This window comes from Fodinicola feengrottensis, assembly GCF_039530045.1.
Lineage (GTDB): Bacteria > Actinomycetota > Actinomycetes > Mycobacteriales > HKI-0501 > Fodinicola > Fodinicola feengrottensis.
This window is the reverse complement of sequence record NZ_BAAANY010000040.1, coordinates 14318-37595: the sequence shown is the minus strand read 5'-3', so window position 1 is coordinate 37595 and position 23278 is coordinate 14318. Positions and strand designations below refer to the sequence as shown.

The window sequence follows — 23278 nt, the reverse complement described above, 5'->3', positions numbered from 1 at the left end:
GATCCGATCCGACCGCGAATAGTGCGACCAGATCACCCATAAAAGGGTCCAAAAGACCCTCGATCGTCGCCCAGCAGAGGGAGCCGTCATGAACGTGAAACGCAAGCTCATCCGCACGCTGGCCGCGGCCGCCGCGGTGCCGCTCATCGTGCTCGCACTGCCGGTCGCGCCGGCCAGCGCGCATGGCTATGTCTCGGCACCGCCGAGCCGGCAGGCGCAATGCGCGGCCGGCACGGTTTCCTGCGGTGACATCAAATATGAGCCGCAGAGCGTCGAGGGACCCAAAGGCCTGCGCCGCTGTGACGGTGGGGTGGCCCGGTTCGCCGAGCTGAACGACGACACCAAAGGTTGGCACGCCACCGCGACCGGTCGTACGGTCACCTTCAACTGGGTGCTGACCGCCGCGCACCGGACCGCGAGCTGGGAGTACTACATCGGCAACACCCGGGTCGGTTTCGTGGACGGCAACAACTCCGTGCCGCCGACCGCGTTTTCCCACACCATCAACCTCGGAAACGTCAGCGGCCGGCAGAAGGTGCTGGCGATCTGGAATATCGCGGACACCGCGAACGCGTTCTACTCCTGCATCGACCTGCAGGTGAGCTGACCGTACGGCCAGCGGCCCCGGCGACCGGAACCCGCACCGGTCGCCGGGGCTGTGCCGTGTTTTCACCTGACCAGATGTGGTCAGTGAGGGACACCAGCAGCCGGGATGCGTTCGCGCACCATGATCTTCGACGGGCCTGCCGGCCTCCCGAGCAGCTCGTCCTGGATGCCTGTTGGGGCACCCTTGGGAAAGATCGTGTTGGGCCAACGGCGGTGCCGGTTAACCTACCCATAACTCGGGGAAAAAGTGGCCCTGCGGCGACCGCGCCGTAGGGCTGTTTGGTGTCCAAGGGCGTACTGCCATCCAACGAGAGGTACTGAGCAGCGTGGACCTGTCCTTCCAGGTGGATCTCCGCGGGGTCGTGGACCTGCTAAGCCATCACCTGTATTCCAGCCCGCGGGTCTACCTTCGGGAGCTGCTGCAGAACGCGGTGGACGCGACCACCGCCCGGCGGGCCACCGAGCCGGCCGCGGCCATCGAGATCCGGCTGGAACCGCTGGGGCTGAACGAAAGCCCGATGCTGCGGATCCACGACACCGGCATCGGGCTGACCGAGCATGAAGTGCACACCCTGCTCGCCACCATCGGGCGCAGCTCCAAGCGTGACGACCTCGGATTCGCGCGGCACGAGTTCCTCGGCCAGTTCGGCATTGGCCTGCTCTCGTGCTTTTTGGTCGCGGACGAGATCCACGTCGTCACCCGCAGCGCCACCGGCGGACCAACGATGGTGTGGCGAGGGTACGCGGACGGCCGCTACTCGCTGGAAAAGGCCGAGCAGGAACGGGAAACTCCGGGCACCACGGTGTCCTTGGTGCCACGGCCCGGGATGGAACGCTGGCTCCAGGACGAGTCCGTACGAGAACTCGCGGCGCATTATGGGGGCCTGCTGCCTTTTGACGTACTGGTGGCAAATGCCGACGGCACGTCCGATCTGGTCACCTCGCCGCCACCGTGGGTTGGCCGGCCGGCCGACAGCACCCGTACCGAGCTGCTCGGCGACTACTGCGAGAAGTACTTCGGATTCCGGCCATTTGACATCATCGACCTGTCGGTGCCCGAGGCCGGACTGACGGGCTGTGCCTTCGTGTTGCCGTTTTCCGCCAATCCGGCCGAACGCGGTGCCCACCGGGTTTACCTCAAGCGGATGTTGCTGACCGACCGGACGCCGGATCTGCTGCCGGAGTGGGCGTTTTTCGCCCGTGTGGTGGTGGATGCGAGCGAGCTGCGGCCGACCGCCAGCCGAGAGGCGCTTTATGAGGACGAGCTGCTGGAGAGCACCCGTACAGCGCTTGGCGAGCAGTTGCGGTTGTGGCTGGTCCGGTTGTCGGTGACCGCGCCGCACCGGTTGCAGGAGTTCTTCGACATTCACGACCTGGGCGTGAAAGCACTCGCGTTGCATGACGACGAAACGCTCAAGTTGGTGGAGCGGTGGATGCCTTTCGAGACCACCCTTGGCCCGATGCCGCTGGCCGAATTCCGGCGTACTCACCCGGTCATCCGCTATTCTCGTACGGTCGACAACTTCCGGCAGATCGCCGCGGTGGCCACCGCGCAGGGAATTGGCGTGGTCAACGGCGGATATGTTTACGCGACCGACTTGCTGGAGCGCATCGGCCAGACCAACTCCGGCATTCACGTGGAGCCGCTGGAACCCGGCGCGGTCACCACTTACCTTGACACGCTGGACAATCACGTCGAGCTGCGGATGGCGGCCTTCCTGCAGACCGCGCGGGCGGCACTGGACCGGCTCAACTGTGATGCCGAAATCCGCGAGTTCAGCCCGGCCAGTCTGCCGGCGCTCTACCTTTCCGATCCGAACGCCCGGCATGTCCAGCGGTTGCGCGAAACGCAGGAGACCGCGGACCCGCTGTGGGCCGGGGTTCTGGGGGCCTTGGACGACCTGGACCAGAGCAGCCGCCCGCAGCTGATTCTCAACTACCGGAGCCCGCTGGTCCGCCGAATTGCCGGCCTGACTGATCCGGGACTGGTGACCCTGGTGATCGAATCCCTTTACGGGCAGGCATTGTTGTCCGGCCACCATCCATTGCGGGCGCAGGACACCGCAGTGCTGAACCGCTCTTTCCTGGAAATGATCGACCGCGCGGTTCGCGGCTCGGACGATGACTGACCTTTACCAGGACCTCCGGGCCGAGCTCAAACAGGCTGTCCAGCTGCCGTACGGCGGCGCCCGTACGTCCGCGGTCGAGGAAATCCTGTCCAGGGCCGAGGCGTTGGAAGACCCTCGCTTGCTCTTTGACGTACGGATGAAGCTGATCGAGGCGTTCACTTTCGGGGGTGAGCCAGCGAAAGCGTTTCCGCCCTTCGCGGCCTGCCTGGGCGAGTACGACCGGGGTGCTGTCGAGTTCCGGCCGAAGGACACTCGGAAGCTGCTTTGGCGGTTCAAGTGGATCATCGCGGCGATGCCGGACTATCCCAGCATCGGTCGGGAACAAGTGGACAGCGCGCTGGCGGATATGGAGCGTCGCTTCCGGATCGCCGGCTACAGCATGCACGCGGTCCACACGATGCGCTGCCTGATTCACGGCCATCTGGGCGATCGAGAGGCATCCGAGGAGTCTTTTCGGCTGTGGACTGACAGCGCGCGAGACGACATCAGCGATTGTGAAGCGTGCGAGGCTTCGGACCGGGCCGCACACCATGTGTGGATGGGTCGGTTCAAGGCCGCGGTCAAGGCTGCCCGGCCGGTGGTCGAACGCCGACTGACCTGCCTGGAGGAGCCGCAGGGAATCCTCACCGTGATCACGCCTGCGTTGGTACGCATCGGAAAGCTGGACCGAGCGCGGGACGCGCATGTGCGGGCGTACCGGCTGCACCGAGGGCGGCCGGGGGTGGTGGACCGAATGGGCGCTCACCTGGAGTTCTGTGCACGGACCGGAAATGAGGCCCGTGGGCTGGAGATCCTGGTTCGCCATGTCGGGTGGCTCGATCAACCGACCGATCCGGCGAGTGAGCTGACCTTCACCGCGTCCGCGGCCTTGTTGTTGCGCCGGCTGGAAAAGGTCGGCCCGGCCGGGTTGACGGTCGAGCGGCCGGCGCTGGGCATGCGGCCGGTGTCGCGGGTTCCGATCGATGAGTTGCGTGCCGAGCTTGAGCAGCGGGCCCGGTCGATCGCCGCACAGTTCGACGCACGCAACGGAAACAGCTATCAGGGCGGGGTGACCGAGGATTTGCTGGCGGCCGAACCGCTGGTGGATTTCCTGCCGTTGTCCGCACCTGAGCGCATCACCAGCGTGCTCGTGCCGGCTGTGTCGGCTCCGTCGGGCCAGCCGCTGGAAGGGCCAGAGTTGCTGGCCGCGGCGCTGGAGTACGACCAACAGTGGCTGCGGTTGCGGGACGCATACGAGCTGGAATCACCGGAGGCGCTGGAAATCGCGTTGTCGGCCGTTCAACTATGGCGCCAGACCGACGACCGGGCCAGCCGGGCGATCGCCGAACTGCGGCTGGGCTTGACCTATGAAGAGCGGTCCGAGTGGCTAGACGCGGCCGAGGCGCTGGAACTGGCTCGGTACGACTTCGAGGCCGCAGGTCTCACCGATTCTTCGCCGGAGGCCGAGGAAACGTTGATCCTGCTCGGGGAATGCCAGCAGGAGCTGCACGAGGACCTGGACGCCGGCGCGACCTTCGGGCAGTTGGCGGACCGGTTGGCGGCGGCCGGAAAGACAGAGCGGACCGCGATGTTGTTCGCCAATGCAGCGCAGGCGTTGGCCGAGGGTGGTGAGCCGGCGGAGGCCGCTGTTCGATACGGCCAGGCGGCTGCCGCGCACCTGGCCGAAGGATCTCCCCTCGACGCGGTGAGATTGCTGCGTGAGCAGGTCGATGCCCTTGCCGATGCCCGAAACTACGAAGCCTCACACGAGGTGGCGGTGCGGGCGCACGAGCTTGCTGGTGAACTGCCCCCATATTCGCAGTATGCCTGGCTCAAGGCGTCGACCACCTACGACATCGCCTATGCGCTCTGGCAATTGGACCGCAACGACGAGGCGATAGAGGTCGGTCGCCAGGCGGCGGGAGAATACGAGAACTCGTCCTTGCGTCGGTCCGCTGCCACCACTTTGCGGTTGGTCGCGCTGATTTGTCTGGAAGAAGACCGACTTCCCGAGGCCGCCGACACGGTGGCCGCGGCACTGGACCTGTTTGCCGCCGCAGGCATGGAAAAAGGTGTCAAGGACGTCGACAAGGCGCTCTGGTTGCAGGGTAGGATCCGCGAGCGGCAGCGCCCGGGATCTGGCTGACCGGCTCGAAAAAAAATGACAGCGTAGGAGATCGCATGACCATGTCCGAGGCGGAACTGCGCGACCGTCTGGAGGACAGCGAGCAACTGCCGTACGGGGATGCCCGTACGGCGGTGGTCGAGGAAATCCTGGTGCGGACAGACGCTCTGGGTATGTCGAAGTTGGCATTCGACGTACGAATGGAGCTGATCAGCTGCTACGAGAACGGTGCCCTGCCGGACCGGGCATTCGTGCCGTTCGCCTGGTGCCTCGCCGCTTTCGACCGCGGCGAGCTGGAGTTCAGCGCGTGGGACGCGGAACTTCTGCGCTGGTACTACAAATGGATGATCGGCGCGATGCGCCGGTTCCCGAGCATCAGCCTGGATCAGGTGTATGCGGCGCTCGCGGACATGGAGCGCCGCTATCGGGCTGGTGGGCACAGCATGCACGCGGTGCACATGTTGCGCTGTCTGGTGCACAGTCATCTCGGTGACCGGGAGGCGGCCGAGAAAGAATTCGGGAGTTGGCTTTCCAGCCCTCGCGACGAAAACAGTGACTGTGTTGGCTGCGAGCCGACCAAGCAGCTCAACCATCACGTCTGGATGGGCCGGGACGCGGAGGGTTTGGCGCTGGCCGAGCCGGCCTTGGCGGGCGAACGCGGTTGCCGGGAGCAGCCGCAGTCGATGCTCACCGCGATGATGTTTCCGTTGGTACGGGCCGGCCGCCTTGGCGAGGCCTGGGCTGCGCACCAGCGGGCGTATCGGCACCATCGCGGCAACCGGGACTCGATGGGCGACATCGCCGACCACCTGGAATTCTGTGCGCTGACCGGAAACGAGATGCGTGGGCTGGAGATTCTCACCCGGCACCTGGAGTGGGTGGACCGGCCCCGGGAGCCCTACTCGGACATGGCGTTCGCGGCCAGCGGCGCGTTGGTGTTGCGGCGGCTGGAAGAACTCGGCCACGGCGATCTTTCCCTTATCCGGCCCGCTTGTGGGACCCGAGTGGCGGCCGAGGTAGCGGTCGCCGACCTGCGTGCCGAACTCACCGAGCGAGCGCTGTCCATCGCAGCCCAGTTCGATGCCCGCAACGCGAACACGTACCAGAGCGAGGTCTTGCGGAAACTCCTCGCGAGTCGGCCGTTGGTTGACCAGCTGACCGAGTCCGCCACGCCCGGCCTTACGGCGCCGGCCGCGCCGCCGGTGGAAATCCCGGAAGCGATGTCCGCCGAGGAAATCGCCCATTTCGCGGATGAGGCGCGGTGGGCGCGTCGCGAGGAGTCCGAGGCCGGCTGGGATCGGTTGGCGGAGCTGGAAAAGGCCGGCCGGTTGCCGGCCAACCTGCGGGCACGGCTAGCCGAGGCGCGAGCCGACTCGGAACTGCAGTTCGGTTCGGTCGAAGTCGCGATCGAGCACGCGAAGGCCGCTGTCGAGGGTTATGACGGGATGGGCGACGAGTCCCGCCGGTTACGTGTGTCGGCCACCCTCGGTGCCGCGATGACCTTGCAGAACCCCCATTCCGGTGGTCTCGCGGCGGTGGAGGAAGCGTACGAGGCCGCTCAGCAGTTGAGCGAAGTGGACGTTCTGGTCGAGATCATGTTTCTCCGCAGCAGATCGCTGGCGCAGGCTGATCGCTATGACGACGCTTTGGTCGCCGCGAAGGAAACCGCCGAACGGGCCAGCCTCGCCGGCCTGCCGGTTCTGGAGTCGGAGGCACTCTGCCTCTACGGCCTGCTGCTCTCTGTGGTGGATCGGCCGGACGAGGGCATGGCGGCGGTGCAGCAGGCCCGGGTGTTGGCGGGCGAGGCCGGCAGCGCGTCGGTCCTGTTGCGGCAGACACAGACGCTGGCAGAGTTGTTCTATAACAACGAAAGACTGGCTGAGGCGTACGAGATGTCCGAGGCGGCGCTGGGGATCACCGCGCCGGCGACCAAGCACGTCCAGGGAATTCTGGCGCGGGTGCACGACCTGCGGTGGATGGTGCTGCGTGACGCCGGCCGGGTGGCTGACCAGGAGGCGCTGGACGAAGCCCTGGCAGCGCTGGAAAACTGGCACGCCGGCGGGGAGCGGATCGGGGCGGTGCTCGCGAGCCTGCATCTCGGGATCACGCATTTCAACCGTGAGCAGTGGTTGGACGCGGCCGAAACGCTGGAACAAACGTTGTATGGGTGGGAAGCGGCCGGCATGGCCGAGGGGTTCGATGTTTGGGTGGCACGCTCGTTGTTGGGGACCGCTCAGGTCAGGCTCGGAGAGCGTGCCGATGGTGTGGACAACCTGACCACGGCGGCCGCCGGCTTCGCCGCGCTGGGTGAACCGCGTCGGGCCGGCGAGGAACTCCTGGAGGCAGGCACGGTTTCGCTGCGACTAGGGGAATCCACCGACGCGTTGGAGCAGTTTACCGAGGCTCTGCGGATGTTTGAACAGGCTGACTGGGAATGCGGCGCGATCGTCGCGCTGCAACGCAGGGCCCGCGCGCTCTTCTGCTCCGATGACCCGGACGCGGACGAAATTTTCGAGGTGGTGCGACAGGCGTACGCGCGGGCTCTGAAATTGCCGGAGTCCGAGGAATATGACGTGGGATGGATGAGAGCGGACGCCGCCGACGACGTGGCGCGCGCTTTGCAGCAGCGAGACGAGTTCTCGGCCGCATTGGAGATGGCACGCAACGCCGTGGACGGCTATTTGATAGCCGGGGATCTGGAGAGTGTGGCGAGTTCCTCTGTGCTGGTGGGAAGTCTGCTGTTCGATCTTCAGGACTTCGTGGCGGCTGAGGAAATGGTGCGCCGGGTGCTGCGGGACGACCCGCCGGAAGGGGCAACGCAGCAGGCGCAGGATGTGCTGGCGAGGGTGTTGGAGGCGACCGGACGCGATTCCGAGGCGGCGGCGATGTGGGCCGAACTCTACGGCGAATAACGGTGGCTTCAGTGATGTCGTACGGCTTCGCGTAAAGCGGCTCGGTCCAGTTTGGACGATCGGCCGGTACGTGCGAAGGCGGTCACCACCGCTATCCGATCGGGCAGGGCACCCGCGTCGAGCAGGTCCGGGAGTGCGGCCCGCAGCCGGTCCTCGCGGAATCCCTCAGCGGGTACGACCGCGAGCACGACCTCCTCGTCGCCGGTGTCCGGGTCGGCGAGGCCGACGATCGCCGCCTCCGCGACTCCGGGCTGGGCGGCCACGGCCGGCTCGTAGAGGCTCGGGTAAATGTTGAAGCCGGCGCGGAGGATCATGTCCTTTTTCCGTCCCAGCAGGACAAGCTGCCCGTCTTCGTCGATCCTGGCGAGGTCGCCGGTGGCGACCTCCAGGTGTGCAGGTTCACCGAGATAGCCCAGGGCCAGGTGCGGCCCGCTGACCAGCAACTCACCGTCGTCGGCGAGTCGTACGCCCACCCCGGGCAACGGCAGGCCGAGCAGGTCGCCGTCCAGATGGTTGAGTTTCTGTTGTGCGGTGGCCAAAGCAATGGGGAGCGCTTCGGTCATGGCGTAGATGCTGAGAACTTCCGCGTGCGGGGCTGCGGCGATCGCCTTGCGTAGCACGGCGGGTGGGGCCGGAGCGGAGCCCAGCAGGATGTGCCGGACAGTGGCCGGGAACTGGCCGACGCGGTCGATGAGGTTCGACAGTTCCACTGGCACGGCGTAAAGATGGGTCACGTCGCGCTCGGCGATGAGATCCGGATGTCCTGGCATCGACCAGGTCGCGCCGGCGATAAGCGCCGGCAGGCCGAGCATCAGGCCGTCGGTGTGCACCACGTCCGAAGGTCCCATCGGCAGGCGACCACGAAAAATCTCCAGGCCAGCGGCCAAAGATCCGCGAGTGTGCACGACCGCTCGCGGGTGGGCGGTGGTGCCGGACGTGAAGATGATGGCCGCTGGATCATCGAGATCTGCCTGCTCCAGCACCGGGTTCGCCGGGCCGGTGAGGCCGCGCAGCCGGACCGCTGCCGATGGCACCCCGGGCAGCCAGCGGCCGGTGTACGCGTGGCTTAGTTTCCAGCCAGGCAGGGGATCCCGCAGGTCCGGCAGCAGAATCCCGCGGCGGCGTACCAAAGCCCGTAGCGGCCCGAACGACGTGAGGGCGTAAAGCCGCGACTCGGCCACCACCCAGCGCGGCCGTGCGAGTTTCAGTCGGGCCTGCAAAACTCCGGGAGCCAACCCGGGATCCGCCAGCACCAGTACGCCGCCGGCGGCGACCACGCCGAGGGCCACCGCGATCGCATCAGGCGACGGCTCGACGGCGTAAAGCACTCCATCGCCGCGGGTGAGGCCGGCCGCGGTCAACCGGTCGCGGATCCGCAGCGCTCGCTCGGCGAAGTCGCCATATGTCAGTTTGTCCCCGCGCGCACCAATGATCGCGGTGGCTGCCGGCGTACGAGCGCATGAGTCCAGAATTTCGCGGACCAGGTCCATAGCACCTCACAACTCGTAGCGTCGGGCGAGCGGTACGGCGATTTTACTGAACAAGAAGCAAAGTGTCACCCAACCGAACCGTTGCCGCCATCGGAGGTGGCGGACGTGGACCGCTCGATATTCAAGCTCCGGCACCGCCCCGCGGAGCCGCTTGAATTCCGCCGCTCCCGAGCTGTCGTTGAGCAGCCAGCCTTTCTGCGCGGCGAGGTCGTAGAGAATGCCACCCAGCATTCGATAGAGACCGGTCTGCTGGGGAAGCGCGGTGTCGTATCCGAAGATTGGTGTGGTCATCACGCCGTCTCGGACGAAATAGCCGAGCACGCCGTCGATCCGGTCGTCGCGTGTCAGCGTGATATACGTGATGGTGCCGCGTGCGAGCGTTTCGCGGACGAAATGCTCGTTGAACTGTGGATTGTTGCTGGAGTATTTGTCCAGATAGAGGTTGTTGTAGAGCTCGACCAGACGTGGCACTTCGGCCGGACCGGGCTCGCCGATCCGGTAGCCGCGGCGGTCGACAAGCAGCAGATCCCGTCGCCACCGGCGGCGCAGTTTGCCGGCATGGTCGCACGGGCGGGCCAGCGCGATCTGCCGCCCCGGTACGAGCAGGCAGCCAGCGGCCACGCAGGCCTGAATGAGGGTGTTGTTGACCGAGCAGAAGCCGATGGCGTGGTGCGGAAAATGGCTTCGCAGAAATGCCGTCACCGCAGCCACCTGGCCAGCGCTCAGGGCCGGATAGAGGTTGGTGGACAGCAGCCAGTTGTTGACCAGGACGACCTTGTTGACGCTGCAGAAACGACAGAGCAGGCCCAACGACGAGAGAGCGGTGGAAAGTGTCGAACGAAGGGCGCGATTTTTCAGCAACCGCAGCTCTTCCTTCGCGTACGTCACATAATGCGTGTAAGGCGAGCACACATACGAGTTGTCGTAGTCGGTGGTGTTCCAGGAGACCGGCAGGATCACCGAGTCGTCAACGAACAGCGCGCCGTACGTCGTACGAATGTTGTCCACGAATCGGTCCGGTCCCTGGGTGATCAGTGGCGTCAGATAGTCGCGGGCATAGCGGCCGTTCTCGGTGTCCGGCCAGCGTAGGTCCACGAGGTTCGCGCTGGTGTAAAGCTCGACCGTCACTGGCCGTCCCACTCGATGTCGGAGGTGGAGCATGCGATCGGCGATCGGTGGGTCCGGGCCGCCTGCCACAGATTGTGGCCCAGAACGGCGAACTGCGCCCAGAACGGCCGGCGATCACCCGGCACCGCGATCACGTCGTACGAGCCGCGGACGACTTGCGTCCACCGCCTCAGCTCGCGCCGAGACCGGACCGAGGCCAGCCCGAAAGAGAACATCGCCATCGCGATCATGGCTCGCGCATCGGCCGCCGGCCGCAGGGTTTGTGCTGGTAGGGCACCGAACATCAGGTCGGCCAACTCGTCGCCGAGCAGGTGGACACCGCTGGTGGCCCGCGGATTACATTCCAGCGGCAGTGCCTCACCGGCGTCGGTGACGATGAAATCGAAGGCGATGTGGCCGTCCGCCGGGAATCCCTTGACGAATCGCCGCACCCAAGCCTCGATTTCGGGCTGGTCACAGGGTTCGAAGGCGATACACGCACCGGGGCCGGCGGTGAACTCTGTCGCGTATGCCGCATGTGCGAGCAGCCGTCCGCCGGACGCGACCGAGTACGTGCAGATTTGTTGGCCGGTCAGGAATTCCTGCGCCACCCACGGCTGTTCCGCGCTGATGTGCACTGCGGGCGGCGAATCGCGCACTGTCCGGACTTGGGTGCCGAAGCGGGAAAAGACTGGCTTGAGCACGTACGGCCGCGGAATGTCCGCCAAATCCCGGGGCGAGGTGATCAACCAGGTGGCCGGCACTGGCAAGCCCAGTGCGCGGGCCGCCTCGATGAACTCCCACTTGCTGTGCAGCCGCCGCAAAACCTGCAGCGGCGCGGCCAGCACCTCGCAGGGCAACGCGTCCAAGCCGCGGGAGACAGCGAAAATCTCCTCGCAGGTGGGCACGATCAGGTCGATTTCCTCGCGCCGGACGATATCGGCAAGTGCGGCAACGAAAGCCGCCGGCCGTTGTCGTGGAGGCGGCACCCGGTGCGTACGAGCGACGGCTCTGGACCGTCCGCACAGCTGCGCGGAAACGCTCTCGGCGACCACCACCCGCGCGCCGCGGCGGGCGAACTTGCGGGCCAAATCCAGCGCGACCGGCGCCCGTCCGCCGGTGATCAGCACAGTCTTCCGGCTATTTTTCGGCAGCTTCGTCCTTCGCCGCGCGGGCCCGGGCCCGGCGTTTGCCTTCGTGCATGGCAACCACCCGGGCGACCGGGATGGTGTGCCCTTCCTCGATCAGATCCGCCGGCAACGTCTGCTCAGCGGGCATCGCCTCGGCCCACGGATTTCGGTCGCCCAGCAGGGCCACGGCCGTACGAATGGTGAAATCGGCCGGCGACACCCGGTCCAGATCGCTCCAGGCGACCGGGAACGACACGGTGGCGCCGGGGCGTACGCGGGGGCTGTAGGCCGCCACAATCGTGGCGCCACCGGCCCGGGTGGAGTCGAGGAAGACCTTTCCTTGCCGGTCTTCCTTGATATACGCGGTAGTCGCGAGCGCCGGGTCGATCCGCTCGGCCCGAGCCGCCAGCGCCCGGGTCGCCGCGGCCACGTCCTCGATCGGCGGTTGGCCTTCCAGGGGCACAAAAATGTGTACACCCTTGGCGCCGCTGGTCTTGACCGCTCCAGTCATTCCGGCGTCGGCCAGTGCCTGGCGGACCAACTCGGCGCTGCGTACGCCCAACGTGAAGGCATCCGCGGAAGGCGGGTCGATGTCCAGCACCAGATATGTCTGCCGGCCACCGCGAACCAGCGGCGGGTGATATTCCACTGCCCGCTGGTTCGCGAACCACAACAAGGTGCGACGATCATCGCACAGCGCGTAGGAAACCTGGCGCTTGGAGCTTTCCGCCCACAACGACACCGTTTTCACCCACGGCGGCGTGTATTTCGGGACGTTTTTCTGCATGAACTGCGGTTGCCCGAGGCGGACTCGCACCACCGAGAGCGGGCGATCCGCCAGCTCGGGCACGATCCGGTCGGCGACCGCGTCCAGATAGTCCACCAGGTCCCGTTTGGTGGCGTCCGCGCCCTCGAACAGGGGTTGGTCGAGGTTGGTCAGCGGCACGCCGTCCCGCTCTTCGCCAGCAGCCTTCATCGCACCACTTTCGACGATGGGGGCGCTGCAGGCAACTCCCGGCTACGGCTGGAGCACGATCTTGCCGCGGGTGTGCCGCTTTTCGAGCTCCTGGAAGGCCTCTCGGACCTGGTCGAGCGGATAGACCCTGGCGATCGGCAGATCCAACTTGCCGGCCGCGATCAGCTCGGCCAGCTCGGCGAGCACCGCGGCCGAGTCGGCTGACCCATTTCCATCCGTCTTCGTGCCGTATTTCTGCGCGTCGGCGAAATTGATGATCGTGTTTATCCGGTCCGGCTGCACGCCAAGGCCGAGCGCGAGCTCGATGTAGTCCGCACCGTACGTGTCGACGAACGCGTCGATTTTCTTTCCGCCAGCGACGGCGGTAATGCGATCAGCGACACCGTCGCCGTACGCGACCGGAATGACACCGTGGTCGACAAGCCACTGATGATTCGACTCACTCGCGATCCCGATCACCGTCGCGCCGGCGTTCTTGGCCAGTTGGACCACCAGGCTGCCGACTCCGCCGGCCGCTCCCGATACTGCCACCGTGTCGCCTGGGTTAAGCGCGACGGCGGCCACCGCCGCATACGCGGTCGTTCCGGCGACGAAAAGCGCGCCGGCCGCCTCCCAGGAAACCGCACTCGGTCGTGGTGTCAGGTTTTCGGCCTCCACCAGCACAAACTCGGCATGGCTGGCGCGCTGGTGGGTGAATCCGATCACCTCGTCGCCAACGTCCACTGTGGACACTTCTGGGCCGACTTCGGTCACCACGCCAGCCAGGTCGCTGCCTTGCCCGGACGGAAAGGTCGACGGCCAGCGTTCGTGCAGCAGGCCGCGTCGAATCGTCGCTTCACCAGGATTGATTCCAGCGGCCTTCACTCGTACGAGAACCTGTCCCGCGGCCGGCGCCGGTTGGTCCACTTCCTCGACCGTCAACACGTTGACGTCACCGTATTCGGAAAGCCGCACTGCCTTGACCATCTGAACTCCTCGGAAATTCGGTCGTCTGGCGGTGGACAACAGCGCCCGACGCCCGGGCATTCCCGCCGGGACCGGTCTCGCGGATGCCGGGTTAGCGTGCGGGCGGAGTGCGGACAGTGAGGAGTGGGCGTGGATTTGCCGGCCGGGGTAGCGGTGTTGCCGGCGGGCGAGCTCCCACCGGCGCCGGCCGGAACATTGTTTGTGCTGGGCGCCTACGGCGGGATGCGGGTGGCGCCGACCGCACGGTTCCGGCTGGTCTTTGGCCGAAACGAGCCGTACGTGCACGTGTCGGTCGGTGTCGACGACCCGTACGTCAGCCGCGAGCAGGGTCACATCAGTCGGATCGGATCCCAGTGGATCCTGCGAAATGTCGGGCGGGTGCCGATCCGGCTGCCGGGCTCTCGGCTGGTTTAGGGCGGTGGCAGCGAAAAACTGCTGGAAGCCTACACTCCGCTGCTCATCGTGTGCCCGCGCCGCGAACACCTGCTGGAGGTTCGGATCGCGCCGGGCTGAGGTCAGCTGACCTTTCCCGGATCGTTCGGGTGCGACTCCAGCGGGGTGACCTTCACCGTCATCCATGGCCGCAACGGCAGCGTGTCCAGCACCTTGGCCTGTAGCTCGGCCTCGTCTGCGGCGAGCCAGATGCCGAGGCTGCGTTTTTCGCCCACCGGGCGCCACAACCGCGCGAGATGGCCGGCGGCGACGAGTTCCTTCGCCCGTACGGCTTCGGCGGCCCGGCGCTCATCGACCTCGGCCTGCGGGGTGCCCTCCGGAGGCGTGGTGGTGATTTCTACCAGGAACTCCTGCATTGCCGTGCTCCGCTCGACGGTGGCGTCACTTGCCGCACTCAGCAGATCATGGCACAGGCAAGCGCCGTGCGACGGTGCTGCCGGACCGACTCTGGTGGGGAGAGGCGATCCACCAGCGCTGACGCACGGCGCTTGTGTCTCGGGGAAGGAACTTACGGGCGGGTGCCGATGCTCCAGTTGTGCCGAAAATCGTCCGAGGTGCGCAAGGTGTAGTTCCCGGCGGGAACGTTTCGGCACACCCACGACCTCGGCGGGTCGTTTGTCGTGTACGTGGCGGAGCAAACGCCGTCGACCTGCCACTGCAGGTTCCGCTGCGGGCCGCCGATGGCGTCGATGTCGATGCTCAGCGTGCCGCCGCCGAAGCTGAAGCCGTTGAAGCATTCGAACGTGTTGGTGCAGGGTTTGTGGGACGACGCCATCGCCGGGCTAGCCGTGGCGGCCAGGGCGGACCCGGCGATGACCACAGTGCCGGTGGCGGCCAGGAGCAGCCTCGACCATTTTGTGCTGTTCAAAACAACGTGTCCTTTCGTCGGCGTGAGCAGTCCCTCTTCTGCCGGCGTACGTGCCGACCATTGGATCAAATCAAAGAGTCGTGTCATGGCGTTGTCATGGCGTTGTTACCGGCTCTGACCCGCGTGAGGACGAATGCGGTGGCGCGTGTGCACGCTCATGACAACGGGGTGACAACGAGATGACAACCCTGGCTGGTTGGCTTCGGACTGTCATCGGCTACAGAACGGTGACGTGGGTTTCCGATTTCAACGAAAGGCGGGTAGTCATGCCACCAGTGCTGTCGAGTCTGGAGCCGCGAGTAGCTGGCACGGACGTGGTTGAGCCGGCGATCGCGTTCGCCGCCGGTACTAATCCGTTGATGGAGATGTCGAAGTGCGCTGGATGCTGCTTCGACTTCACCAACATCAACATCAATACCCACTCGGCAACGCAGTAGCCGACCCAGTAGCCGACATGGTTGCCCGGAACGGGGAGGATTGTCGCGGTGACGGATGCTGACAGTATGGATCTCGCCGCGAAGATCCTGGGAGACCATGACGGCCGGATGATTCGGACCGGACCAGTCTGGACTGTGGTCGCTCCAGATGGCGTGGTCCTTCCGGAGCACGGCTGGAAAATTCATCTATCGTCGCGGGCGGCCGACTTCTCCGAACTGGCCGCCGTGGTGGTGCCTGTTCTGTTGGCCGAGGGGTGTGCCTTCAAGTTCGCGCGTTCAACCGCGGTGTTGCGGACAGTGAATGACGGGCACACCTCGCCGGCCACGGTGGGTAAGGCATTCACCGTTTACCCAGAGCGGGCCCGCGTACGCGACCTGGGCCTGAGGCTGGCGGATCTCCTGCGCGGCCGGCCAGGCCCGCGGGTTCTCAGCGACCGGCAGGTGGATCCGCTGGCTCCGGTCTATTACCGGTACGGACCGTTCTCGCGGTCCTGGAAGGCGGCTTCGGACGGCCGCCTGCTGACCGTCGTCCACGGGCCGGACGGCGAGGAATTCGGCGGCTTGGCCACCATGAACTATCGGCAGCCCGGCTGGGAGACCGACCCCTTTACCAGCGCGGCCGCCCAGGACCTGACCGGTCCGGCGATTCTGGGCGATCACTACCGGATCACTTCCGGGCTTTTCGAGTCTGGGCGCGGAAACGTGTATCGCGCCGTGGACGAGCGGGACGGCACCGCGCTGATCGTCAAGCAGGCTCGGGCGCTGGTGGACGAACAGGACAACTCCGGGGACGTACGGACGCGGTTGCGCAACGAGCGTCGGGTGCTGGCCGCGCTGGCCGACGTGGACGGTGTTCCGCGGGTGTTCGACCATTTCCGGCACGGCGCCGACGAGTTCCTCGCTCTCAGCGATCTCGGGCCGGAAAACCTCTCGCAGGACGTGGTACGCAACGGTCGCTACCTGCCGGCGGACGATCCGCTCGCGGATCCGGGTCGTACGCTGGAGCGTCTTGGCCAGCGGTTGGCTCGCATCCTGGCCGAAATCCACCGCCGAGGCGTCGTTATGCACGACTTGGCACCGAAAAACATCGTCGTCGACGCAGACCACATCGGCATCGTCGACTTCGGGTTGGCCGACTATGACGGCTTCGGGATCAACGGCTCGACGCCAGGCTACGCGCCGGCGCGGCAGCGGCGCGGTGAACCGGCGCTCGACGTGGATGATCTGCACGCCCTGGGCATGACGTTGCTGTCCGCCGCCATTTACGTCAGTCCGGTTTCTTTTGCGGACGACCATGACATTCCGCGTCAGCGGGCACTGCAATTGCTGCGGGCCCGGTTTGGTCCGGCGCCCACCGGGGTGATCGCGATCGTCGCGGACCTGCTCAGCGGCGAGGACGAAATCGTCCGCGCCGCCGCCCGTTGCCTGGCCGGGAATATGACGCGTACGGCCAAAACCGCGTTGCCCTCGCTGCCGGTGGTGACCGGCGAGCTGGCCACCGAGATTACCGACAACTTGCTGGCGGACGTGCTGGTGCGTACGGACGAGATTCTGTCCGGAACGACCGGGAATTCAACAGCCTACGACGCGAGCGTCTACACCGGCACCGCTGGCATTGGTCTGGAGTTGCTGGAGCATGTCGACCGGCCGGGGGTACCCGAGCGGATCACCCAGCTGGCGGCATTCACCCTGCGGGCGGCGACGGCGGTCCACTTGCAGCCGGGTCTGCTGCTGGGCCGTACCGGTGTCGACATTTTCCTGCAACGAGCGCAAAGCCTGGGCATTGACATTCCGGGGCACCCCGGTCCGGTCATTCCAGGCGACCGCTGGCACACCGACATTGCCGACTTGATCGGCGGTTCGGCCGGGGTCGGGATCGGCCATCTTCTTTTGTATGGCAACGATCGTGATCCGGCCCATCTGGCTGTGGTCCGGCGGTGCGTACGAGCGGTGCTGGCGGCCGATCCAGTCGGCGGCGACCCAGATCCGCTCCCGCCCGCGGCGGCGGTGGAACCGTCGGTGGGCAGCGCGCACGGGTTGGCCGGGATCACCGAATTCCTGCTTTGTGCGAGCCCGTACGATCCGGCGGCGGCGGCCGCGGTCGATGATTTCGTTGAGTTGCTGGTAAAACGGACCGAGTCGCTGTTGACGCGAATGGGCACCCGATTCACCTTGCCGCTGTCGGCGTCCTGGTGTCAGGGCCTCGCCGGCGTGGGACAGACCCTGCTGCGGGCGGGCGAGGTTCTGGACAACGTGGACCTGACTCGTCTCGCGTACCAAACCGGTGCCGCGGTCACCGATTTCCTTCCGCACATTATCGTGCCCATCCAGTGCTGTGGGCTGGTTGGGGCCGGCAATTTCCTCATTGACCTCGCGTTGCGCGACGGAAACTGGGCGCCCGCCCAGGCGACCGCGGCGCACATTCTCATCCGTGCCGCCGGCCCGGCGAATCATCCCGTCCTCACCGCGAAATCCGTCGAAGACGGCAGCGCGTCGCTGGCCTTCGGAGTGGCCGGTGCGCTGGGATTCTTCCGCCGGCTGTCCCGCCACGGCGGACCTTTCAGCTTGCCGCTGTTTTCCTGACTCAGGCGGTCGCCGCGGTGACGCGGGCGGCGAGGGTGCGGGAGTGCGCGAGCAGTTCCAGCGGGCCTTCGATGGTGTACGGGACGCCCACCGCGGCGAGCGCGACGGCGAGCCACTCCCACGACTCGGCGGCGGTGACATAGCGGCAGTTGTGGCCATCGATCGGGGTCAGTGAGCCGGCCTCGGCGACCAGCCGCTCGGACACCATCTCGGCCGGTGCGGCGAACCGTACGACGCCTTGCCGGCTGGCGTCGGGGCCGCTGGTGGTCCGTTGGACGAAGCTTGCGGCGCCGTCTTCGGGCAGGTCACGGGCCCGGAAGGTGGTGCCGGACGTGGTCACCTCGGTGATCCGGTCCAGCCGGAAGGTGCGCCAGTCGGCCCGGTCGAGGTCCCAGCCGAGCAGATACCAGCGGCGGCCGAGCAGGATCTGCCGGTACGGCTCGACTCGCCGCCGGCTGCTGGTGCCGGCCCGGTTCCGGTACGAGAAGCGGACATCCTGGTGTGCGTACGCGGCCGTACTCAGCCGCCGAAGCACGTCCAGATCGAGCGTCGGCCCGCTCCGGGAGGCCGCCTCGGTGGACGCGGACACCGCTTCCAACCGGTGCCGCAGCGGCGCAGGCAACACCTGTTCCAGCTTGCGCAGCGCGTTGTCGGCGGCGCCCTCCACCTGCCCGAACGCGACCATCCGCAGGCCCAGCGCGGCGGCCACCGCCTCGTCGTCGGTGAACAGCAGCGGCGGCATGGCCCGGCCGGCGACCAGCCGGTAGTTGCCGCCCGGGCCGCGGGTGGACAGCACCGGATAGCCGAGCTCCCGGAGCCGGTCGATGTCCCGGCGGAGCGTACGAGGGGACGTACGCAGCCGCTCGGCGAGCTCGCCACCGGGCCAACTGCGACCGCTCTGCAGCACCGAGAGCAGCTCCAACATCCGGACGCTGGGTCCGTTCACGGGTTCCGACCTTTGTCCACAGGAGTTATCCACAGGGTCGTCCACAATTGTGGACACTATCTGGCCACAACTCAGCCTAGCGTGGATTTCATGGCTGAACACCTCACCGTCAGCGGCGCCCGCGAGCACAACCTGAAGGGCGTCACCGTCGCCATCCCGAAACGCCAGCTCACGGTCGTCACGGGGGTATCCGGATCGGGCAAGTCGTCGCTGGTTTTCGACACCATCGCGGCGGAGTCCCGGCGCCAGTTGAACGAGACGTTTCCGGCGTACGTCCGGCACCGGCTGCCGCACTACGGCCAGCCCGAGGTTGACTCGATCCAGCACCTGCCGGCCGCGATCGTGGTCGACCAGAAACGGCTCGGCGGCACCTCGCGCTCCACAGTGGGGACGGTCACCGACATCCAGCCGTTGATGCGGCTGCTGTGGTCCCGGGTCGGCCGACCGTTTGTCGGCTATTCGAACGCATTTTCCTTCAACGAAGCCGAAGGCATGTGTCCGCGCTGCGAAGGCATTGGTCACGTACGTACGGTCGATGTTGGCCAACTGATCGACGAGAAGCGGTCGTTGAACGAGGGAGCGATCCGGTTCCCGACCTTTCACGTCGGCGGCTGGACGTGGCGTACGTTCGCGGAGTCCGGCCTTTTCGACGTGGATCGGCCAATTGACCGCTTCAGCGCCGATGAGCGGCACGCTTTCCTCTATGGTGTACCGGAAAAACTTGAAGGCGTGCTCGGCAGGTTCGAACGTATCTGGTTGCCGAAGGACGTACAAACGCTCAAGGGCAACACCCGGGAGGCATTTGAACGGGTAGTCACCGAAGGCACCTGCCTGGACTGCGATGGCGCCAGACTGTCGCAAAAGACCCTGTCCTGCCGGGTGAATGGCCGCAATATCGCGGAATGTTCGAACCTGGAGGCGGAAAACCTCGCCGAGGTCATCCGGAACGTGGACGCGCACGGCAGTGCGCCGGTGGTCGCCGCGCTGGTCGCGCAGTTGGACCGGCTGGTGTCGATCGGCCTCGGCTACCTGACGATGGCGCGGGCCACCGCGACGCTGTCCGGCGGCGAGTCACAGCGGGTGAAAATGGTGCGGCACCTGGGAAGCAGCCTTACCGATTTGCTCTATGTCTTCGACGAGCCGACGATCGGTCTGCACCCGGAAGACGTACGTCAGCTGACTGACCTGCTGCATGCCTTGCGAGACAAGGGAAACACGGTGCTGGTGGTCGAGCATGATCCGGCGGTGATCGCCACCGCCGACCACGTCGTCGACCTCGGGCCGGGCGCTGGCGAGCACGGCGGCGAGATCGTTTTCGCTGGCCCGGCAACGGATTTTCACCACACCCCGGCCGGCCGGAGACTGCTCCGGCGGCCCCGGCTGAAGTCGGTCGTACGAGAAAGGACCGGTGTGCTGTCGGTCCGGGCTGCCACTGGGCACAATCTGCGAGGGATCGATGTCGACTTTCCGACCGGTGTCCTGACCGCCGTCACTGGTGTGGCTGGTTCGGGGAAAAGCACACTGGTACGCGGATATCTGCCGGCCGCGGTGATTGTCGACCAAACGGCCATCCGCGGCTCGAGACGATCGAGCCTGGCCACGTACGCCGGCATCCTGGATCCGATTCGCGCGTTGTTCGCGGCCGACAACGACGTGAGTGCCGGACTTTTCAGCCCCAACTCCGAAGGTGGCTGCCCGGGCTGTAACGGGCTGGGCGTCGTCTATTCGGATCTCGCGTTTCTGGACACCGTCGCCACCACTTGCGAGCAGTGCGGTGGCAGCCGCTTCACCGAGGAAGCGCTGCGGCACCGGCTGCGAGGGCTGACCATCGCTGACGTTTTCGACCTGAGCGTGGGCGAAGCCGGCAAGGTCTTCCCGGAGCCAACCATCGCACGGGTGCTGGACCGGCTCGGCGAGGTCGGGCTGACCTATCTTTGCCTTGGCCAGACCCTGAACACACTTTCCGGCGGTGAGCGACAGCGTCTCAAGATAGCGGACGAACTCGGAAAACAAGGCCAGGTATATGTCTTCGACGAGCCGACCACCGGCCTGCATATGTCCGATGTGGACAGTCTGATCAGGCTGCTGAACCGGTTGGTCGACGGTGGCAGCACGGTGGTGGTGATCGAACACAACCTGGACGTCGTCAGCCAAGCCGACTGGGTGGTCGACCTCGGCCCCGGTCCCGGCCGGCATGGCGGGCGGCTGGTTTTCCAGGGCACGCCAGGTGATCTCGTACGAGCCGACCACTCCGTCACTGGTCGGCACCTGCGCGCGTACGCCGGCTAGCTTGACCTTGCCCCCGAGGGTAGGGGTCGACTATGAACCCTCGTCGCTGATGAGGGGGAGAAAATGTCGCATCTCGTGGATTTCGTTGGGCAAACGGCCGACAAGTGGGGGATTCCGGCGGTAGCTGTCGGAGTCTGGGCCGGCGGTCAGGAGTGGGACGCATGTCATGGCGTGACCAGCCTGGAGAACCCGCTGCCGGTCGATAGAGACACGATTTACGCGCTGGGCTCGGTCTCCAAGACCGTCACGGCCACCATGGTGATGCGCCTGGTCGCGGACAGACTGGTCGAGTTGGACGCACCCGTACGCCGTTATGTGCCTAACTTGAAGGCATTCCCTTCAAGCAGGCCGTTGGGCGCTGGGCGCTGGGCGCTGGGCGTTGGAGAACTATCTCGGCCTGGTCGACCGCGACCCCGAGCCGATCGCGTACGACCCGGTGCGGGCCAGCGACTACGTGGGCATGAACAGCACGCGGATCACTGTTTTGATCAACTCAGCCGCGGCCCTGAGCCGTTTTTTGTAGCCAGGTTGTTAGGGAGATACCCGAACAGGCGCATCAGATGGGCGTGAGCGTGGCGCAACCATCATGACTCCCAGGTGAATCCGAGCAAGGCCTGCATCACCGCCAAGGTGACCAACTCCGCACCGGTCAGCTTCGGCGCGATGCCCACCTCAGGTCGCCACGGCGCCAGCCCAGGAGACTGTCTGAGCAGTCGTCTACCGTCACCTACAGTGCGGTAGCGAGGGTGTCCAGGTTGTTCGTCACAAACGATCATGGACGCCCTCGCCACAACTTCTGCGCAGGCCACGCCCTTGGCATAGGTCATCTACAGTAGCGGTCGACAGGCGCGGATTTGGTGGGTGGCGGCAAGGGGTGTGGGCCGCCGGGTGTGGTGGTGCCCGGCGGCCGGGTGGATTTTCTATGCGGCGAGCTGGTTGATGCCGCGGATGGGTCTTCGTTCGCGGTCAACGTACGCGGGCGGTAGGAATTCAACAATTCCGTCGACGATGCGTACGTCCCAGCCGCCGTGGTGCACTAAACGATGGCAGCGATCGCAGAGAAGTACGCAATTGTCAAGGCAGGTATGCCCACCATCGGCCCAGTGCTGCACGTGGTGGCCCCGTGTCCAGCGGGGTGGTCGGCCGCATCTGGCGCAGCCTTTGTCTCGCGCTATCAAGGCTTTGCGTAGGGCTGGTGTGATGAGTCGTTCGTTGCGTCCGACATCCAGCGGTACGCTGTCGCTGCCCAGCACCATCGGGATGATGTCCGCGTCACACGCCAGCCGGCGGACGCCTTCGGGGGAAATCGGTGCGCCACTGTGCGGATAAGCGACACCGAGCCGGTCCCGCAGCATGTCCCACGTCATCGTAATAGTCAGATGCGGCCGCTCCGCACCCTGGATGGGGAGTTTCCCGGAGTCCGCGATCAGATTCAGGGCCTCCGCGAGCGCGTCCCCGTTGCGCTCGGACACTGACCGCTGATCAGGGGTGCCGTTCTCGGCCGGGCGGGGTTTGGCCAGGGGGCTGAGGATCTCGCTGAAGAGGGTCCCGGTTTCGCCGCCGATGGAGCCACTGAAGTTCAGTCGTCCGTCTGTGCCGGTGTGGAGGGATAGTTCTCGGCGTGGTGTCTCGTTTTCGTGTTCGGAGGGCGCGGGTCCGTCGGGGTCCAGGTGATCATGGATGCGCCTGCCGACTTTGGCTAGGCCTGGTGCGGTGTACCGTTTCGCGTGCTCCACCAGCGACGCTTCGGCTTCTTCACGGTCTTTGATGGTCACCCTGGCCGGGAGCCTGGTCACGACCCCAACAATCGTGTCGATTTGGGAGTCGGCGAGCTCCCCGCGGCGCATCGCTTCACTGGCGATGCTGAGTGTGGGTGCGAGTGTTTCCCCGGTGAGGGCTTGGCTGGGGCACAGGTTCAGGGCCCGTTTGTAGCGTCGGGATGCCTCGGTGGGGGACAGTCGCAGGAGGTCTTGCAGCATGCCCAGGGTGTTGCGGTGCCCGAGCGTCTTGCCGACGTTTCCCCGGTGGATCGCCGCGACAATGTCCAGCACCTCGACCTGCAGCAGCCGGACCGCTTTTTCTTTCTCCTGCAGCAACTCACCAAGCTCGTCCGGGTCACACCTCCAGAGCTCTGGAGAGGTGACTTCGTCGCCGGCGGCCATGACATCAATTCTACCGCCGGCACCGACAATATGGCCGCGTACGGGCAATCAGGAAATGGATACTTTCACAATAATCCCAACGAAACATAGAGCGCGGGTTCAACTCCGACGTACGAGCGA

The 23278-nt window shown here is 65.9% G+C and carries 18 protein-coding genes and 2 pseudogenes; 10 read left to right on the top strand and 10 right to left on the bottom strand.

Features of this window, described 5'->3' with window-relative positions; all coding sequences use genetic code 11:
* The first annotated feature begins 88 nt into the window (after positions 1–88).
* The 4 genes from ABD301_RS37510 to ABD301_RS37495 all read left to right on the top strand — a co-directional run bounded on the left by ABD301_RS37510 (position 89) and on the right by ABD301_RS37495 (position 7751).
* On the top strand, positions 89–607 hold the full coding sequence (locus tag ABD301_RS37510; protein ID WP_344314859.1) for a lytic polysaccharide monooxygenase auxiliary activity family 9 protein: 519 nt from the start codon (positions 89–91) through the stop codon (positions 605–607).
* A gap of 325 nt (positions 608–932) precedes the next feature.
* Positions 933–2735, top strand: a complete 1803-nt coding sequence (locus tag ABD301_RS37505) for an HSP90 family protein (RefSeq protein ID WP_163568482.1) — start codon at positions 933–935, stop codon at positions 2733–2735.
* Positions 2728–4860, top strand: coding sequence for an ATP-binding protein (locus tag ABD301_RS37500; RefSeq protein WP_344314858.1), 2133 nt, complete (start codon positions 2728–2730; stop codon positions 4858–4860). Before ABD301_RS37505 ends, ABD301_RS37500 begins: the two co-directional genes overlap by 8 nt.
* Positions 4861–4895: 35 nt before the next feature.
* Positions 4896–7751, top strand: coding sequence for a hypothetical protein (locus ABD301_RS37495; protein ID WP_344314857.1), 2856 nt, complete (start codon positions 4896–4898; stop codon positions 7749–7751).
* 8 nt (positions 7752–7759) lie between these two features.
* Here ABD301_RS37495 and ABD301_RS37490 read toward each other — a convergent pair whose 3' ends face one another.
* Genes ABD301_RS37490 through ABD301_RS37470 form a run of 5 tightly spaced genes read right to left on the bottom strand, consistent with a single transcriptional unit; the run spans position 7760 to position 13420 of the window.
* Positions 7760–9241: a class I adenylate-forming enzyme family protein gene (locus tag ABD301_RS37490; RefSeq protein ID WP_344314856.1), complete on the bottom strand. Its 1482-nt coding sequence runs from the start codon at positions 9239–9241 to the stop codon at positions 7760–7762.
* Between the two features lie 6 nt (positions 9242–9247).
* A complete protein-coding gene (locus ABD301_RS37485) occupies positions 9248–10369 on the bottom strand; it encodes a GNAT family N-acetyltransferase (RefSeq protein WP_344314855.1) in 1122 nt (373 codons plus the stop codon).
* Positions 10366–11478: an ATP-grasp domain-containing protein gene (locus ABD301_RS37480; RefSeq protein WP_344314854.1), complete on the bottom strand. Its 1113-nt coding sequence runs from the start codon at positions 11476–11478 to the stop codon at positions 10366–10368. The genes ABD301_RS37485 and ABD301_RS37480 overlap by 4 nt, the downstream gene beginning before the upstream one ends.
* A gap of 10 nt (positions 11479–11488) precedes the next feature.
* Positions 11489–12454 carry a DNA polymerase domain-containing protein gene (locus ABD301_RS37475; protein WP_344314852.1) on the bottom strand — a complete coding sequence of 322 codons (966 nt, stop codon included), beginning with the start codon at positions 12452–12454 and terminating at the stop codon, positions 11489–11491.
* 42 nt (positions 12455–12496) lie between these two features.
* Positions 12497–13420, bottom strand: coding sequence for an NADP-dependent oxidoreductase (locus ABD301_RS37470; RefSeq protein ID WP_344314850.1), 924 nt, complete (start codon positions 13418–13420; stop codon positions 12497–12499).
* Positions 13421–13549: 129 nt separating this feature from the next.
* On the opposite strand from ABD301_RS37470, the gene ABD301_RS37465 reads away from it, so the two are divergent.
* The gene (locus tag ABD301_RS37465; RefSeq protein WP_344314849.1) at positions 13550–13834 is read left to right on the top strand and encodes an FHA domain-containing protein; all 285 of its coding nucleotides are present in this window, start codon (positions 13550–13552) and stop codon (positions 13832–13834) included.
* 101 nt (positions 13835–13935) lie between these two features.
* Here the strand turns inward: ABD301_RS37465 and ABD301_RS37460 are convergent, their stop codons facing one another.
* Positions 13936–14229 carry a muconolactone Delta-isomerase family protein gene (locus tag ABD301_RS37460; RefSeq protein ID WP_163568493.1) on the bottom strand — a complete coding sequence of 98 codons (294 nt, stop codon included), beginning with the start codon at positions 14227–14229 and terminating at the stop codon, positions 13936–13938.
* Between the two features lie 152 nt (positions 14230–14381).
* Positions 14382–14741, bottom strand: a complete 360-nt coding sequence (locus ABD301_RS37455) for a hypothetical protein (RefSeq protein WP_163568494.1) — start codon at positions 14739–14741, stop codon at positions 14382–14384.
* A gap of 266 nt (positions 14742–15007) precedes the next feature.
* Between ABD301_RS37455 and ABD301_RS37450 the strand changes: the two genes are divergently transcribed.
* Complete coding sequence (locus tag ABD301_RS37450; RefSeq protein ID WP_163568495.1) at positions 15008–15178, top strand: hypothetical protein; 171 nt, start codon at positions 15008–15010, stop codon at positions 15176–15178.
* A 48-nt stretch (positions 15179–15226) separates the two neighbouring features.
* Positions 15227–17761, top strand: a complete 2535-nt coding sequence (locus ABD301_RS37445) for a class III lanthionine synthetase LanKC N-terminal domain-containing protein (protein ID WP_344314848.1) — start codon at positions 15227–15229, stop codon at positions 17759–17761.
* Position 17762: 1 nt separating this feature from the next.
* Here ABD301_RS37445 and ABD301_RS37440 read toward each other — a convergent pair whose 3' ends face one another.
* A complete protein-coding gene (locus ABD301_RS37440) occupies positions 17763–18707 on the bottom strand; it encodes a helix-turn-helix transcriptional regulator (RefSeq protein WP_344314847.1) in 945 nt (314 codons plus the stop codon).
* 90 nt (positions 18708–18797) lie between these two features.
* Between ABD301_RS37440 and ABD301_RS37435 the strand changes: the two genes are divergently transcribed.
* From ABD301_RS37435 to ABD301_RS37425, 3 genes and pseudogenes are all read left to right on the top strand, one after another.
* A complete protein-coding gene (locus ABD301_RS37435) occupies positions 18798–20996 on the top strand; it encodes an ATP-binding cassette domain-containing protein (protein WP_344314846.1) in 2199 nt (732 codons plus the stop codon).
* Positions 20997–21059: 63 nt separating this feature from the next.
* Positions 21060–21317 (top strand): annotated as a pseudogene (locus tag ABD301_RS37430) (serine hydrolase domain-containing protein); the annotation flags it as partial.
* Between the two features lie 58 nt (positions 21318–21375).
* The gene (locus tag ABD301_RS37425) at positions 21376–21519 is read left to right on the top strand and encodes a hypothetical protein (protein ID WP_344314944.1); all 144 of its coding nucleotides are present in this window, start codon (positions 21376–21378) and stop codon (positions 21517–21519) included.
* Here the strand turns inward: ABD301_RS37425 and ABD301_RS42645 are convergent.
* Positions 21450–21723: pseudogene (locus ABD301_RS42645) on the bottom strand (IS982 family transposase); the annotation flags it as partial. The gene ABD301_RS37425 and the pseudogene ABD301_RS42645 sit on opposite strands and share 70 nt — an antisense overlap.
* 193 nt (positions 21724–21916) lie before the next feature.
* The gene (locus ABD301_RS37420; protein WP_344314845.1) at positions 21917–23158 is read right to left on the bottom strand and encodes an HNH endonuclease; all 1242 of its coding nucleotides are present in this window, start codon (positions 23156–23158) and stop codon (positions 21917–21919) included.
* Positions 23159–23278: the final 120 nt, after the last annotated feature.